Origin of the sequence: Enterobacter cloacae complex sp. SYL001, from assembly GCF_049237025.1 — a bacterium.
GTDB classification, from domain to species: Bacteria; Pseudomonadota; Gammaproteobacteria; order Enterobacterales; family Enterobacteriaceae; genus Enterobacter; species Enterobacter intestinihominis.
Window position 1 is genome coordinate 20,104 of the sequence record NZ_JBMKJI010000027.1, and the last position, 14,610, is coordinate 34,713.

Here is a 14,610-nt window from a genome sequence, read left to right on the forward strand (position 1 = left end):
AATACATGGATGATTTCACTTTCGCAGGAGGATTTTAATACAACCAAAATTTTAACATCGTTAAGTCTAGGGAAGGTGCGAACAAGTTCCTGATATGAGATCATCATATTCATCCGGAGCGCATCCCAGAGGGACATCATGAGCCATTAACTCACCTTCGCCGATAGTGAATTCAGCACTAAGCGCCGTCAGACCCGAAAAGAGATTTTCCTCTCCCGCATGGAGCAGATTCTGCCATGGCAGAATATGACCGCTGTCATCGAGCCGTTTTATCCCAAGGCGGGCAATGGCCGACGGCCCTATCCGCTGGAGACCATGCTGCGTATTCACTGCATGCAGCATTGGTACAACCTGAGCGACGGTGCCATGGAAGATGCCCTGTACGAAATCGCCTCCATGCGCCTGTTTGCCCGATTATCCCTGGATAGCGCCCTGCCGGATCGCACCACCATCATGAATTTCCGCCACCTGCTCGAGCAGCATCAACTGGCCCGTCAATTGTTCAAGACCATCAATCGCTGGCTGGCCGAAGCAGGCGTCATGATGACCCAAGGCACTTTGGTGGATGCCACCATCATTGAGGCACCCAGCTCTAGCAAGAACAAAGAGCAGCAACGCGATCCGGAGATGCATCAGACCAAGAAAGGCAATCAGTGGCACTTTGGCATGAAGGCCCACATTGGTGTCGATGCCAAGAGTGGCCTGACCCACAGCCTAGTCACCACCGCGGCCAACGAGCATGACCTCAATCAGCTGGGTAATCTGCTTCATGGAGAGGAGCAATTTGTCTCAGCCGATGCCGGCTACCAAGGAGCGCCACAGCGCGAGGAGCTGGCCGAGGTGGATGTGGACTGGCTGATCGCCGAGCGTCCCGGCAAGGTAAAAACCTTGAAGCAGCATCCGCGCAAGAACAAAACGGCCATCAACATCGAATACATGAAAGCCAGCATCCGTGCCAAGGTGGAGCACCCGTTTCGCATCATCAAGCGGCAGTTCGGCTTCGTGAAAGCCAGATACAAGGGGCTGCTGAAAAACGATAACCAACTGGCGATGTTATTCACCCTGGCCAACCTGTTTCGGGTGGACCAAATGATACGTCAGTGGGAGAGATCTCAGTAAAAACCGGAAATAACGCCAGAAATGGTGGAAAAAATAGCCTAAATAGGCTGATTCGATGTGTTTGCGGGAAAAAAATCGGCCCAGATCCGCGAAATTTTAATCAGCGAGTCAGCTTGGGAAGAAATGACCTGCTTATTCGCACCTTCCCTAGATGCCTGTGTATCCATGCTCGGAAAGATACTAAAAAAAATGTCTAACAAAAACGGTATCTCACAAACGGAAGAATCTGAATTCGCATTTCTTTTAACAAACTATATTAAACAGACTTTGACTTTTAGAGAATGGCAACGCAATGCTGACGGAAATCAACGACTGCACTTTCTTATTAATATCTACGGTGCAAAAGAAGACGGTGGCGAAGTGGTTTTAAGACCATTTATTGTAAATCCTGATGAATTAATGCTTACTCCAGCGGATGTCGTTGAATTTAATTCGCAGGTTATCAACGTTGATCGGCAGCGTCATCCTGAGTGGTTCCGTTAACTGGTCACAAGGGTTAAGAGCCTGAAAGGCTGCGATAGTGTATACGCAGCCTATTCTGTATAGCCGTCGCGTAATAATTGTTCTAAATGACTATCGACCGTTTCCTGATCACCAGGAATATATCGTGGCCATCCTGTTATATCGTTGACGCGTTTCACTATGTATGGATGAAACCCAAACTGCTCGGAAGTGATGTCAATATAATATTGCACTTCTTCGAAGTTCAATTCACACCAATAATGGCCAAAGCCACCACTCTCTGTAAATATACCGCCATCATCTGCACCGTTACCCCCACGAACAACAGCATCTAGACCTTTAGTTTTTGCTAAATAACATACAAGATAGCTTGCAAAAAGGCATGTGCCTTTCGTCTTCTTTGTGCCGCACTCCGTCAAAACTGAAAGTAGCTTTTCATGCGCCACTCGTGCAATGCCTGATACCAATTCCGGGGACATGTCTGCTCCAATGAAATTATTAGATCGACTTAAACAGGTAATATGTAATTAGGCATTACGATAAGTCGTGCCCTATTGGTTGGTACATCGTAAGAAAAGTAACTTTTCTAATCCCAGCCTGCACTCCGGGAATGCTTCTAACCTGAATAAATCACGGGGGCAGTGCTGGATACTTGTCAACTGTATTTGGATTCACAGGCTAACTATTTTTATACAGTTTAAGTGAATAAAACTTACTTAAAGCAGCGAACCACGCCGAAAGTGTAATGAGGAATACCGCCAATTCATCAGAACCATTTTTGATAGCACTGAGTAGAGCGATTAGTCCAAGGAACACCGAAAGAAAGACTAGTATTGCGGGTAAAAGTTTATACATGATAGACGTTCCTTTTAAAGGTTCAGATAGGTAGACCAACGCAGATAACGTCGGAATTGCCTGTTGTAAGATTACGCTCATTTAATTATTTTTATAACCTATGAATCCGCGTATAATTTCATTTGTAGTAATCTTCGTAATATATATCTGATAGACATTGATCTTTTTAATGTCTTGTTGACTCACAACACCATATAAGCAACTCTTAGATTGGTTTAACACAGCGCTTCCACTAACTCCATTTTGATAAAAAGCAGTCAAACCATCAGAACCAACTATTCCTTTATAATAGTAGGTTGAGTCGGGGGAAGCATACGTATTTGAAAGCGTATTATACATTCCCGATAGAACCCAAACAGACTCACCTGGAGCTAGAACATTATCACATACTGGAAGCTTCCAATTAGGTGGGGCTTTGACAATAGTATTTTTTTCTACTTTTAAAAGAGCGAGGTCCCGGTTCTTAGGATCATCAATATTGATAACTGTTGCTGGTTGGCTCCCATTCCTTGTTATTATACTTAGACTATAATCCTTGCTTGCATCAAGCCATAAATGTGAAGCTGTAAGAATATGTTGTTCATCGATCCAAGTACCTGAGCCGGAGATTGTCTTATTTCCAGACTTGATTTGAATTTTTACAGCTGAGTCCGAAAGCTCAAAATCATTGTGGTGCATACTTTGTTTATGAGGATTATCGGTGGAACAAGCAGAAATCAGTAAGGCTGAAAGAGCTAAAACCTTTCTATACATAGTCAGTTTCCTTCGAATAAGGCGAGTTTGGTTTCTAGAATATTTTATCCAGCGAGGAATTCTTCTAACGTGCTATCTTGGTACTGGGGATATATCTGCTTCATCATGCCAAAAGCAGCAACCGCTACGCTTTCTAAGTCGGAATAGAATTTAGGCTCCGTATTAAGATCATCACCATTCTTCAGAACGCCCTCGAAGCAGCTATAATCATTTCCGAACTCTTGAACAATAATCCAGCGCCCATCACGGAAACCTACGAGCATAACCGCTGAATTAGGATAGTCGCCAGCAGGCGTTAGCCAATCAAAGTGATAGTGCTTTATCGTATCATATTTCAGATGTACATTCATTATTCCTCCGTTGGCGATTACATTATTTGAGTTTTTTCATGGACTCTAAAGAAGCGAGGTAGGAATTATAGCGATCACCAAATTTTTCTTTCGCACGCTTAACGCGCATTTTCTCCGCGAGCTCAGTCTTGTTTTCTGCCTGGTAGGTCCTATTATTTTGCGTCTTTACTTCGGCCCCTGGGCCTGCTGCGTACGTTTTGTTTTTCTCGCTAATACACGCTCGGCATTTACTCTTGAGGCCAAACTTGCCCTTGAGCTCTTTTCCAAACTGTTCAAAGGGTTTAACTTGCTGACATGATTTGCATTTTTTAAAGCCCGGGGGGAGGTAGGTGTCAGCCATGAGCTGCTCCAGTAGGTATTGATTATAGGTGATTTTAACTTAAAGACGACGTCACTTTCAAATAAATCGACTACTTAACGCTGATCTTACATAATCCTGATTATGCGCACTTAAGTTGTTAGAACCATTTAGTAATGTCACTTTTTATCCAGATAGAAACGTCACCTTAGAGTAAGCTAAACTGAATGCAATTCTAAGGGGCTCAACGCATGTTGGTGACCATGTCAGATAAAGAGATCCACCGCCTACCGGTGATACAGGCAGTTTGTGAAAAGCGTCTACGCCGTCGTGATGCAGCATCACAGCTTGGCATTTCAGAACGTCAGGCGCAACGACTTATCAATCGTTACCGAGTTTCTGGTGCTGAAGGACTTGTCAGCCGCAAACGCGGCCAGCCCAGCAACCGCCGGTTGACCGAATCTCTCAAACTACGAGTACTCACGCTGATACGTGAAAACTACAGTGACTTTGGGCCCACACTGGCCGCAGAAAAACTCAGAGAGCGCCATAATATCCGGCTTTCAATCGAGACCGTCCGCAACTGGATGACGTCTGACGGACTCTGGGTCCCGCATGCTCGCCGTAAGTCACGGGTTTATCAACCCCGACATCGGCGTGATTGTCTGGGTGAACTTATCCAGATCGACGGCTCCCACCATGACTGGTTTGAAGGCCGTGCGCCAAAATGCTGCCTGCTGGTCTTTATCGATGATGCCACCGGGCGTCTGATGCATTTGCGGTTCAGCGAGTCAGAAACAGCCTTTGACTACATGCTGGCAACCCGGGAATACATCGAGCAGCATGGGAAGCCGGTATCGCTGTACAGTGACAAACACGCAATATTTCGCGTCAGTGGTCCGGAGAAACGCAATACCACCGTTACCCAGTTCGGACGTGTGCTTTATGACCTGGCAATCGAGCTTATTTGTGCCAACAGCTCTGAAGCTAAAGGCCGCGTGGAACGTGCGAATCAGACACTTCAGGATCGGCTGATCAAAGAAATGCGTCTGGAAGGTATAACCGGCATTGAGGCCGCAAATGCCTGGCTTGCCACTTTCATCGCTGACTTTAACAGCCGGTTTTCACGACCGGCTAAGTTCCCCAAAGATTTGCATCGTCCGGTGCAGGAAAGCCCCGATGAATTAAGAGACATCTTTGCCTGGCATGATGTTCGTACCGTGTCGAAATCACTGACCTTCCAGTACGATAAGATCCTTTATCTCATGGACACCACAGAAGAAAATAGCCGTCTTGCCGGTGAAAAAATTAAAGTACTGGATTATCCCGATGGCACCCTCGCCTTCCTCTATGGGCACCGGAGCCTTAAGTGCCAGGCATTTGATAAGCTGGCCTGTGTCGACCAGGGGCAGATTGTTGATAACAAACGTCTCGGGACTGTACTCCGACTGGCTCAGGTAAAACAGGATGAGCGGGAAAGCGAAGGCAAACGGGAACGAAGCAAAAAATCGCCCAGCCGTAAGGCTCAGGTGCGCATCCAGGAACAGCTCCGGGCTATCAATCCCGTTCTGGCAGACCCGAGCTTGTTTGTGGCAAGTTCAAAGCGATAGAATCGACCATCAGTGCTGCAAAGTACCGGAACAGTGAGTCCCCAAAAGGATACTTGAGATGATTAAATTCCCGACTACAAAGCGCGTTGATTTGTATAAAACTGCTGTCAGCTCTGAGCAATTACATCTAGATCTGGTTGCGGCTCAGGAGTTCATGTTCGATGCCTGGGAAAATGATGACCTGGAAGTTGTGCTGAAACTCATCAGAAAAGCTATCAAGAAATCCCCGCTCTGTGCTGACGCATACTCATTCTACTGCGAGATATCTCAAGAACCTCCTGAGTCAAAAATCGGGAAGCTGGAGACTGCTTTGTACGCAGCCAGCATTGCACTTGGCGAGGATTTTCAGGAGTTCGCAGGACGTTTCTGGGGATTTGTCGAAACACGTCCATATATGAGAGCAAAAGCAGCTTTGGCTGAGGCCTTATGGGAGTCTGGTAATTTTTATCCGGCTATGGCTCATAGCCGCGAAATGCTGAAGCTCAACCCGAACGATAACCAGGGGATTCGTCATTTATTAGCGAACTATTACCTTGAGCTTGAAATGGTGGATGATCTGGCCTTGCTACTGGACGATTATCCTGGGGATATGCGTTCGTTTTTTCAGTATACACGCGCCCTACTCGCCTACCGACAGTCATCCCCGGATGCCGATGATATCGCTAAAGCTGCGATTGATTCTAATAGACACATCCCCGGCTTGTTATCGAAGTGCAGATTACAGATCAAGTCTAACAGTGGATATATCACGTTAGGTGGAATGGATGAAGCCATTTATTATGTGAATCATAATATAAAGCCTTGGATTCGCACCTCTGGCGCAATTGATTGGATTGTAAATAATTCATTAAGTAAAATATAAGGATTTAGTTTTAATGTTTAATCTAATTATGGGCGGAGAACCTGACTATTTTGAACATTGGCCCATGTATGAACGGGTTAGTGGGAGTTGTGATTTTCCTATATCACGTATGTTAGAAGGCACCTCTGATGACATCCGGTTGAAGTTAACGCCTTTGAATGATAAAGCATTATCTTATATTGAGAAATTACCTACGCTTTTTATGTCAGAACTTTATTCCCGAGACAATGTTGAATACATTACTTTGCGACTTGGTGTAATTTCAAATCTACGAACAGTTAACAAAAATGTTGAGTTTGATTTCAGAATCACTCACTCACAAGATGATGTCGTAGTGATAAACAAAGAGTTATATCAAACAGCTTTAGAATTAGGTGCATATGGGCTGAAACGGACTCACTGGGGAATAAAAGCACGTGATTTAAATCAAACATTAGCACTTCTAAATATAACGACAAGAAGTACACCACTTCCTCCTACTGAAGCACTTCCTGATGAAGTTGATAACTACCCAATAATAGATAATGTTCAAAGTTTCATGGCGCGTGTTTTAGAACAAGATCATGAAGAAGATGCAGAAATATTTTATCGTGGACATTCTGATGTATCTTACGAGTTGGCTCCATCAGTTTTCAGGAAAAACAAAAAAGGTAACTTCAAGCATTTGCACAGTGAATCAAATTTAGTCCGTGAAGCCCTAACAGCAAGGCCAACTGAGTTTGTTGATGATAAAACAATGCTAGACAAGTTAGTAAGGATGCAACACTACGGACTACCAACTCGTTTGTTGGATATAACATCAAATCCACTAATCGCTCTGTATTTCGCTTGTTGCGACATTAGTAATAATGAAAATACAAATGAGGTTGATGGACATGTTATTATTTTCAAAACAAAAAGGGATCGTATAAAATTCTTTGACTCTGATACAGTAAGTTGCATATCAAATATATCAATGCTAAGTCAAACACTGAAAGATCAGCTGGATTGTAAAATGGACAAGGAGGCTTTCAATAAAACTGAAGCTTGTCAAAAACTCATACATTACATTAAAGATGAAAAACCTTATTTTAAAGATGTAATTATACCATCAGATTTGGAAAGGTTAATTTTCGTTAAAGGAAGAAATAATAATGAAAGGATGTCATCACAGTCAGGTGCATTCTTATTATTTGGGAATAATGCTGTTTATCCCGATTTAGTTTCAAACCCTGATGATGCTATGCAAGAGTTTAAAGTAGAAAAAATAGTGATCAGAAACAAAGCTAGAATACTTAAGGAACTCGCAAGGTTAAACATTACAGATGCGACAGTTTATCAAGGCATGGAAAGGACAATGAAACTAATTGCGGCCAAATTTTCCGCAGGAGATTGATCTTCATGTGGTTTTTTGACACACTAGCCTGTCGCTACTGGCATTGGTCCCTTGTATGCTAAGCATATGAACTCTGGTGTGTGTTGGACAGGAGCAATTAACCAGTCGTATAGTAAAATTTGAATGTAAAAATATAAAACAAGGAGTTGAGAATGAACCCCATTACTTTGAGTGAAATGAGTGATGAAGATGAAGAGGTAAAAATCATTTCTTCATATGAACCTCAAGATGATGAGATTGCGATCGTTTTTGATAGTTCAAAAATTACTGGAGGTAATGCACTGGATTTTTTCCAGTTCACCAAGCAATCACATTCTAATGTTAAAGTGTACGGAGATTCTAATGGTGTTTCGTACCTGCAATTAAACAGTATAACGTTAGCGTTAGGCACTTTCTTTGCCACATCAGTAATGATACCTTTTTTAGTAAATCTTGTTTCAAATTATATTCAGAAAAAAATTGATAACTTTGGAACTAGAGATATAGACGTTAAAGTCTCTATAATTAAAAAAAATAAATCAGGAAAACATGTGAAATACACTGTTTCTGGAAAAGTAGACGATGTTTTAAAAGTAATTAACAAAATCAAATAAAAATCTATATAGATATTATGAATATTCACGAAAAGTTAAAGCGTTGGATGTGTATTACTCAAGAAGATAGTGCTATTCTTGATTATCTTAATGCTGAGTTAAAAAAAGCTCAATCCTTGAGCTTGAATAATGAATCAAACAGATTGTTTTTATACAAAACAATTTTACTAGCCCATTTAAAATATATTCAAGTCATTAATTTACTTACAAGAGGTGATTTTTATGAAGCATGGGTAGAACTTGAAAGGATAGAAATAGATTTAATACATATTAAAGAAAATAATGAGTTTCTGCCTGAGGTTAATTTCTATGGTGTTAACTTCTTAGCGAGAATGGTATGTAATTGGCAGGCGTTATTCCCATATAAAATCTTCGGTAGTTCTCGTGAAATAATAAAAGAAGTGAAATGTTCAGTATGTAATACAACCCGTAGTTTTATTAATGATTGTGGTCATGTTAAAAATAAACTTTATAATGGAGTTCTTTGCTTTGATGAAGTGATCGATTTTGAATTAATTACTTATGACATAGTTAGTAATCCCGTTAACAAATGTAGTGTTTTTTTCTCCAATGATGGTGATCATTATAACTATTCAACTTTAATTAGTGTTGTCAAATACATACAATCCCCACATCAAATTTTCAATATTACGACCTGGAGATTTAAGGCGAAAGAACATGATGGAGTATTATCGCCAGAAAATATTTGTCCATGTGGAGATTCTTTAAAAAAATATGCAGATTGTTGTTTGCCACGTAATGGTATTTATAAAAAACATATAGATATTTGGTTTCCCTTCCCGTTGAATGTAGAACCTATTTAGAACCAGATATTCAATAACTAAAGATCCCGTTGACACAGATATTTCCATATTAAGATGTTTTCGTTATATTTTTATTCCAGTCTTTCATATTTAACTTTTGCTTTATTAATTGGTTGAGTGGGATAACGCAGCAGTCACATTAATATGATTACATAGGCTGAAAGTGCCCTTTCTATCTTGCACAAAGAGGTGACATTTTAAACTTGCTTTGACATAAGTTGTAGTAGCAAAGTTGTAATGTCCGATAATGGCTAAGTTAAGATGTCCGGCGTGTATAATCAAGTAAGGATTACCATGACGGCTCTCGCAGCGGAGTTTTTCACATTGGATGAAGTTAACCGACTCAAAATCATTCAGGATGTCATCGACCGGCGTCTGACAACACAAATGGCAGCTCAGCGGCTTGGTATCTCCGACCGTCAGTGCCGTCGTCTGCTTGCGCGTTATCGTGAAGATGGTCCGATTGGCATGACCAGCCGCCGTCGTGGTAAATCCAGTAACAACCAGTTGCCTCAGGGACTGGCCGCATACGCGCTGAACATTATTCGCGAACGCTATAACGATTTCGGTCCGACGCTGGCCTGTGAAAAACTGTCTGAGGTGCACGGTGTTCATCTTTCCAAAGAAACCGTCCGTAAGCTGATGACTCAGGCCAGTCTGTGGGTCCCACGTAAGCAACGTGCGCCAAAAATTCAGCAACCTCGTTACCGCCGTGCCTGTGCCGGTGAACTCATACAAATCGACGGCTGCGACCACCACTGGTTTGAAAATCGGGGACCTAAGTGTACGGCACTGGTTTACGTTGATGACGCAACCAGTCGTTTAATGCAGCTTCTTTTCGTGAAATCTGAGTCTACTTTCACCTATTTTGAAGCGACCCGGGGCTATATTGAAAAACATGGCAAACCGCTTGCGCTGTACAGCGACAAAGCCAGCGTATTCAGGATCAACAATAAAAATGCAACCGGCGGCGACGGCGATACCCAGTTTGGCCGTGCGATGCATGAACTGAACATTCAGACCATTTGTGCAGAAACCAGTGCTGCCAAAGGCCGCGTTGAACGGGCGCACCTGACGCTTCAGGACCGACTGGTCAAGGAGCTCAGGCTCCAGGGCATCAGTTCCATGGAAGCTGCGAACGCATTTGCCGAAGAGTTCATGAACGATTACAACCGTCGTTTCGCAAAAGCGCCTCGCCAGGCGTTTGATGTTCATCGGGAACTGGATGTCGATGACGATCTTGATATGGTATTTAACTGGCATGAAGCTCGTAAAGTGTCGAAATCACTCACAGTGCAATACGACAAAGTCCTTTATCTGATTGAAGACAGCGAATTCAGTCGTCGGGCGATTGGTAAATACATCGATGTCTGGCATTACCCGGATGGACATAAAGAGCTCCGGCTTAATGGCGTATCACTTCCCTACTCCACCTATGACAAGCTTTCTGAAATCGATCAGGGGGCCATTGTGGATAACAAACGTCTGGGGCGGGCCCTGGAAATGGCGCAGCTGGTCCAGGCCGAGCGGGATAATAACCGGTCGCAATCCGTACCATCCGGAGACGGCCCTTCTCGCAGGCGTAAAGCTCCCACGACGAAGAAATCCCAGCGTTCCCTGGATCAGGACGATATGTTCAATGCCCTGGTGAAACTTCAGTCACGCTCTGAAGAGATATTTGGGAAGAAACCGATTTAAAGCCCGGTAATCCATCCGGGCATGCCTGGCTGTCAGATTTTGGCCTGATTGACCCGTGCCGCGAGCTCCTGATGACTCTCTTTCCTTTCGCTGTAGCGGTCGGACAGGTAGGCTGTGTGCCCTTTCAGGAGTAACGTCATTTTGAACAACTCTTCGGTAACGTCGACAATCCTGTCATACCAGGGTGAGGGTTTCATGCGCCCTTCATCATCAAATTCCTGCCATGCCTTTGGCACTGACGACTGATTGGGGATGGTGAACATCCGCATCCAGCGGCCAAGTATCCGCATCTGATTGACCGTGTTAAACGACTGTGAACCACCACAAACCTGCATGACGGCCAGCGTTTTACCCTGGGAAGGACGAACAGCACCTTCACTCAGGGGTATCCAGTCAATCTGGGCCTTCATCACCGAGCTCATGGCGCCATGTCTTTCCGGAGAACTCCAGACCATTCCGTCACACCACCTGACCAGCTCGCGGAGTTCAAGCACTTTGGGGTGACTTTCGGGCGCATCATCGGGTAACGGCAGACCGGATGGGTTAAATATTTTCACCTCAGCCCCCATCTTTGCCAGCAACCGCCCGGCCTCTTCCGCTGCAAAACGACTGTAGGACCGCTCTCGTACTGAACCGTACAGGATGAGAATTCGCGGCATGGTTTCGTTGTTGCCCGTAAGTTTGCTGGCAAGCGCATCATCAAAATAAGCCGGTTCGATTGCTGGTAAGTCGGTCATAAAAAATCTCCATTTCATAAGCTATGCTTTAAAAGTTATCACATATGAAATACCATATGTATTGTTATTTTTTTACGAGGTTAAGCATGCTACAGCCTGTTCAGCTTTTTAAACTGCTCGCCGACGAGACCCGTTCAACTATCGTGATGCTTCTCAGGGAGTCCGGTGAAATGTGCGTCTGTGACATCTGTGCGGCAACCGCAGAGTCTCAGCCAAAAATTTCTCGCCATATGGCCCTTTTACGTGAAGCCGAGCTGGTCATCGACCGTCGCGAAGGAAAATGGGTGCATTACCGACTGTCGCCACACATGCCAGCATGGGCTGCGGGTATTATTGATACAGCCTGGAACTGTGAACGAGAAAACATACGCAACAAGCTCAGTAGCGTGGCATCTGTCTCCTGCTGATGGCGATATATATATCCGAATAAACAAATGTGAATGGAGTTTCTGATGTTACTGGCTGGTGCTATCTTTTTATTCACGCTCGTCCTGGTTATCTGGCAACCCAGAGGGCTGGGGATTGGCTGGAGTGCCTCACTGGGCGCAATTCTGGCATTGCTGACTGGCGTCGTTCATCTGGGGGATATTCCGGTGGTCTGGCAGATAGTGTGGAATGCGACCGCCACCTTTATCGCCGTGATCATCATCAGTCTTCTGCTCGACGAATCCGGCTTCTTTGAATGGGCCGCGCTGCACGTTGCCCGTTGGGGGAATGGCCGGGGGCGGCTGCTCTTCACCTGGATCGTCCTGCTTGGTGCGATGGTTGCGGCACTGTTTGCCAACGACGGTGCGGCACTGATCCTGACACCTATCGTTATCGCGATGCTGCTGGCGCTGGGATTCAGCCGGGGAGCAACCTTAGCGTTTATCATGGCCGCAGGGTTTATCGCTGACACGGCAAGCCTGCCACTGATTGTCTCAAACCTGGTGAATATCGTCTCGGCGGATTTCTTTAAGCTTGGTTTCTCAGAATATGCCGCCGTGATGGTCCCGGTTAACCTGGCCGCGATTGCGGCTACGCTGGTGATGCTGCATCTGTTTTTCCGTAAGGACATTCCCGCCGTTTACGACGTTTCTCTGTTGAAAGAACCGAAAGACGCTATACGTGATGTGAATACCTTTAAAACCGGCTGGCTGGTTCTGGTGTTGCTTCTGGTGGGATTCTTCGGACTGGAGCCGCTGGGCGTACCGGTCAGTTTGGTCGCAGCCGCTGGTGCATTGCTTCTGTTTGCTGTTGCGAAAAAAGGGCATGCCATTAACACCGGTAAGGTGCTGCGTGGTGCGCCCTGGCAAATCGTTATCTTCTCGCTGGGGATGTACCTGGTGGTCTACGGCTTACGAAATGCCGGTCTGACCCACTATCTCTCTTCCTTGCTGAATCAGCTGGCAGAGCAGGGATTGTGGGCGGCAACGCTGGGTACGGGCTTCCTGACGGCCTTCCTGTCATCAGTGATGAACAATATGCCGACCGTGCTGGTCGGGGCGCTGTCGATTGATGGCAGCACAGCGACCGGTGTTATCAAAGAAGCGATGATTTACGCCAACGTCATCGGCAGCGACCTGGGGCCAAAAATTACCCCTATCGGCAGTCTGGCAACGTTACTGTGGCTGCACGTTCTGTCGCAGAAAAATATCAAAATTACCTGGGGATATTACTTCCGGGTGGGCATTGTCATGACAATCCCCGTGCTGTTTGTCACGCTTGCAGCACTGGCGCTTCGTCTGTCTTTCACTTTGTAATGAGATACTGATATGAGCAACATTACCATTTATCACAACCCGGCCTGCGGCACGTCACGCAATACCCTTGAAATGATCCGCAACAGCGGTACAGAGCCGACCGTTATTCATTATCTTGAAACCCCACCATCACGAGCTGAGCTGGTAAAACTCATTGCGGATATGGGGATCACGGTACGAGCGCTGCTGCGTAAGAATGTCGAACCTTTTGAAGCGTTAGGGCTGGCGGAAGACCGCTTTACTGACGAGCAGTTAATCGATTTTATGTTGCAGCACCCTGTTCTGATCAATCGCCCTATCGTGGTAACGCCGCTGGGTACCCGGCTATGCCGCCCTTCTGAAGTCGTGCTGGATATTCTTCCCGATGCGCAGAAAAGCGCGTTCACGAAAGAGGACGGTGAGAAGGTAGTTGATGAAAAAGGTAACCGGCTGAACTAAACGTGTTCTTGTGACGAAGGGCGAGAGAACTCGCCCTTTTTTATTTAAGATAATCAGTGCTAACGGAGGATAAGAAGCGGTTGTTGCGTCTTTTGCAGCATTTCGGAGGTATGACTACCGATAAAGAACTGCCGCAACCTGGAATGACCGTAGGCCCCCATCACTATCAGATCGACAGCATTTTCCTCGGCGTAACGAATAAGCGCGTCCCCGACTGATTGCCCGGTAAGATGTGTTGTGCTGTTTTCTATATCCGCGTCACGTAAAATTTGCTGTGCGGTCAGCAGCTCTTCCTTCTTACCGTTTACCATGACAAGGTGGCACTCCAGCCCCCTGAGTAAGGGACTCATCGTCAGACGTTCCAGGTTACTCCTGCTTTCTTCACTGCCATCATAAGCCAGCATGACTCTGGAAGGCACTGAGTAGTTCTCCGGAACAACCAGTAGGGGTTTCTTTTGCAGACGAATAACGCTTTCCAGATGAGAGCCTACCGGATGCTGGCTACCCCGACGCCCCAGCACCATGAGACGAAGGTCGCTCAGCTCTGCCAGAACTTCATCCGGTGTACCGTGTTTTTGCATCAAAAGCACATCCGGGCTTCCCTGTTTTTGAAGCAGTTCAGCACAACTTTCCAGTATTGCTTTCCCCTGGGCCATCAGCAGGCGATTACGTTGCCCTTCAATTTCTACCAGCTCATCGGTCAGCAATTGCTGACTGTCTATGCCGAGAGTGCCGGTCAGGTCTGACACTACCGGGGTGCTGTCTTTTTCGATAACGTGCAACAGTGCTAGCTGTGATTGCAAAGTGCGGGCTGCCCACGCCGCATATTCACACACTGACCGCGTTGAAAGTGAACCGTCCACACAGGCTGTAACAGTATTATTCATAGTTTTC

Annotated in this window: 18 protein-coding genes; 12 read left to right on the forward strand and 6 right to left on the reverse strand. The window is 45.4% G+C overall.

The features are described 5' to 3' along the window. Positions 1-204: 204 nt before the first annotated feature. From ACOTZP_RS19670 to ACOTZP_RS19680, 3 genes are read left to right on the forward strand one after another with little or no spacing between them, the layout of a single operon-like run. The gene (locus ACOTZP_RS19670) at positions 205-1,119 is read left to right on the forward strand and encodes an IS5 family transposase (RefSeq protein WP_100185530.1); all 915 of its coding nucleotides are present in this window, start codon (positions 205-207) and stop codon (positions 1,117-1,119) included. Continuing rightward, the gene (locus tag ACOTZP_RS19675) at positions 1,101-1,316 is read left to right on the forward strand and encodes a hypothetical protein (protein WP_122966916.1); all 216 of its coding nucleotides are present in this window, start codon (positions 1,101-1,103) and stop codon (positions 1,314-1,316) included. Before ACOTZP_RS19670 ends, ACOTZP_RS19675 begins: the two co-directional genes overlap by 19 nt. Continuing rightward, a complete protein-coding gene (locus tag ACOTZP_RS19680; RefSeq protein WP_233144839.1) occupies positions 1,219-1,602 on the forward strand; it encodes a hypothetical protein in 384 nt (127 codons plus the stop codon). The genes ACOTZP_RS19675 and ACOTZP_RS19680 overlap by 98 nt, the downstream gene beginning before the upstream one ends. A gap of 50 nt (positions 1,603-1,652) precedes the next feature. Here ACOTZP_RS19680 and ACOTZP_RS19685 read toward each other — a convergent pair whose 3' ends face one another. The 4 genes from ACOTZP_RS19685 to ACOTZP_RS19700 all read right to left on the reverse strand — a co-directional run bounded on the left by ACOTZP_RS19685 (position 1,653) and on the right by ACOTZP_RS19700 (position 3,879). Continuing rightward, positions 1,653-2,060 carry a hypothetical protein gene (locus tag ACOTZP_RS19685; protein ID WP_001371904.1) on the reverse strand — a complete coding sequence of 136 codons (408 nt, stop codon included), beginning with the start codon at positions 2,058-2,060 and terminating at the stop codon, positions 1,653-1,655. A gap of 457 nt (positions 2,061-2,517) precedes the next feature. Next, positions 2,518-3,189 (reverse strand): S1 family peptidase, encoded by a 672-nt coding sequence (locus tag ACOTZP_RS19690; protein ID WP_000285959.1) that lies wholly within the window; start codon positions 3,187-3,189, stop codon positions 2,518-2,520. A 44-nt stretch (positions 3,190-3,233) separates the two neighbouring features. After that, positions 3,234-3,539 (reverse strand): hypothetical protein, encoded by a 306-nt coding sequence (locus tag ACOTZP_RS19695; RefSeq protein ID WP_001100610.1) that lies wholly within the window; start codon positions 3,537-3,539, stop codon positions 3,234-3,236. A 22-nt stretch (positions 3,540-3,561) separates the two neighbouring features. Next, positions 3,562-3,879 (reverse strand): hypothetical protein, encoded by a 318-nt coding sequence (locus ACOTZP_RS19700; RefSeq protein ID WP_000785965.1) that lies wholly within the window; start codon positions 3,877-3,879, stop codon positions 3,562-3,564. A 221-nt stretch (positions 3,880-4,100) separates the two neighbouring features. Between ACOTZP_RS19700 and ACOTZP_RS19705 the strand changes: the two genes are divergently transcribed. The 6 genes from ACOTZP_RS19705 to ACOTZP_RS19730 all read left to right on the forward strand — a co-directional run bounded on the left by ACOTZP_RS19705 (position 4,101) and on the right by ACOTZP_RS19730 (position 10,799). Beyond that, positions 4,101-5,447, forward strand: a complete 1,347-nt coding sequence (locus ACOTZP_RS19705; protein ID WP_076611902.1) for an ISNCY-like element ISLad2 family transposase — start codon at positions 4,101-4,103, stop codon at positions 5,445-5,447. 58 nt (positions 5,448-5,505) lie between these two features. Then, positions 5,506-6,309, forward strand: coding sequence for a hypothetical protein (locus ACOTZP_RS19710; RefSeq protein ID WP_000589340.1), 804 nt, complete (start codon positions 5,506-5,508; stop codon positions 6,307-6,309). A gap of 13 nt (positions 6,310-6,322) precedes the next feature. Then, positions 6,323-7,684, forward strand: coding sequence for an FRG domain-containing protein (locus ACOTZP_RS19715; RefSeq protein WP_000482601.1), 1,362 nt, complete (start codon positions 6,323-6,325; stop codon positions 7,682-7,684). 152 nt (positions 7,685-7,836) lie between these two features. Then, a complete protein-coding gene (locus ACOTZP_RS19720) occupies positions 7,837-8,277 on the forward strand; it encodes a hypothetical protein (RefSeq protein WP_016239970.1) in 441 nt (146 codons plus the stop codon). Positions 8,278-8,294: 17 nt separating this feature from the next. Then, positions 8,295-9,101, forward strand: a complete 807-nt coding sequence (locus ACOTZP_RS19725; RefSeq protein ID WP_016239971.1) for a hypothetical protein — start codon at positions 8,295-8,297, stop codon at positions 9,099-9,101. A 294-nt stretch (positions 9,102-9,395) separates the two neighbouring features. Beyond that, entirely contained in the window at positions 9,396-10,799 is a 1,404-nt protein-coding gene (locus ACOTZP_RS19730) for an ISNCY family transposase (RefSeq protein WP_044704760.1), read from the forward strand. Between the two features lie 32 nt (positions 10,800-10,831). Here ACOTZP_RS19730 and arsH read toward each other — a convergent pair whose 3' ends face one another. Continuing rightward, positions 10,832-11,536: an arsenical resistance protein ArsH gene (arsH, locus tag ACOTZP_RS19735; protein ID WP_000130816.1), complete on the reverse strand. Its 705-nt coding sequence runs from the start codon at positions 11,534-11,536 to the stop codon at positions 10,832-10,834. Between the two features lie 86 nt (positions 11,537-11,622). Here arsH and ACOTZP_RS19740 point away from each other — a divergent pair, with 86 nt between their 5' ends. Genes ACOTZP_RS19740 through arsC form a run of 3 tightly spaced genes read left to right on the forward strand, consistent with a single transcriptional unit; the run spans position 11,623 to position 13,716 of the window. After that, complete coding sequence (locus tag ACOTZP_RS19740; RefSeq protein WP_000941305.1) at positions 11,623-11,943, forward strand: transcriptional regulator; 321 nt, start codon at positions 11,623-11,625, stop codon at positions 11,941-11,943. A 45-nt stretch (positions 11,944-11,988) separates the two neighbouring features. Continuing rightward, positions 11,989-13,278, forward strand: a complete 1,290-nt coding sequence (locus ACOTZP_RS19745) for an arsenic transporter (protein WP_000922628.1) — start codon at positions 11,989-11,991, stop codon at positions 13,276-13,278. Positions 13,279-13,290: 12 nt separating this feature from the next. Then, entirely contained in the window at positions 13,291-13,716 is a 426-nt protein-coding gene (arsC, locus tag ACOTZP_RS19750; protein ID WP_000065802.1) for a glutaredoxin-dependent arsenate reductase, read from the forward strand. A gap of 59 nt (positions 13,717-13,775) precedes the next feature. On the opposite strand, the gene ACOTZP_RS19755 is transcribed toward arsC, so the two are convergent. After that, positions 13,776-14,603 carry a universal stress protein gene (locus ACOTZP_RS19755; RefSeq protein WP_001066652.1) on the reverse strand — a complete coding sequence of 276 codons (828 nt, stop codon included), beginning with the start codon at positions 14,601-14,603 and terminating at the stop codon, positions 13,776-13,778. Between the last annotated feature and the right edge of the window lie 7 nt (positions 14,604-14,610).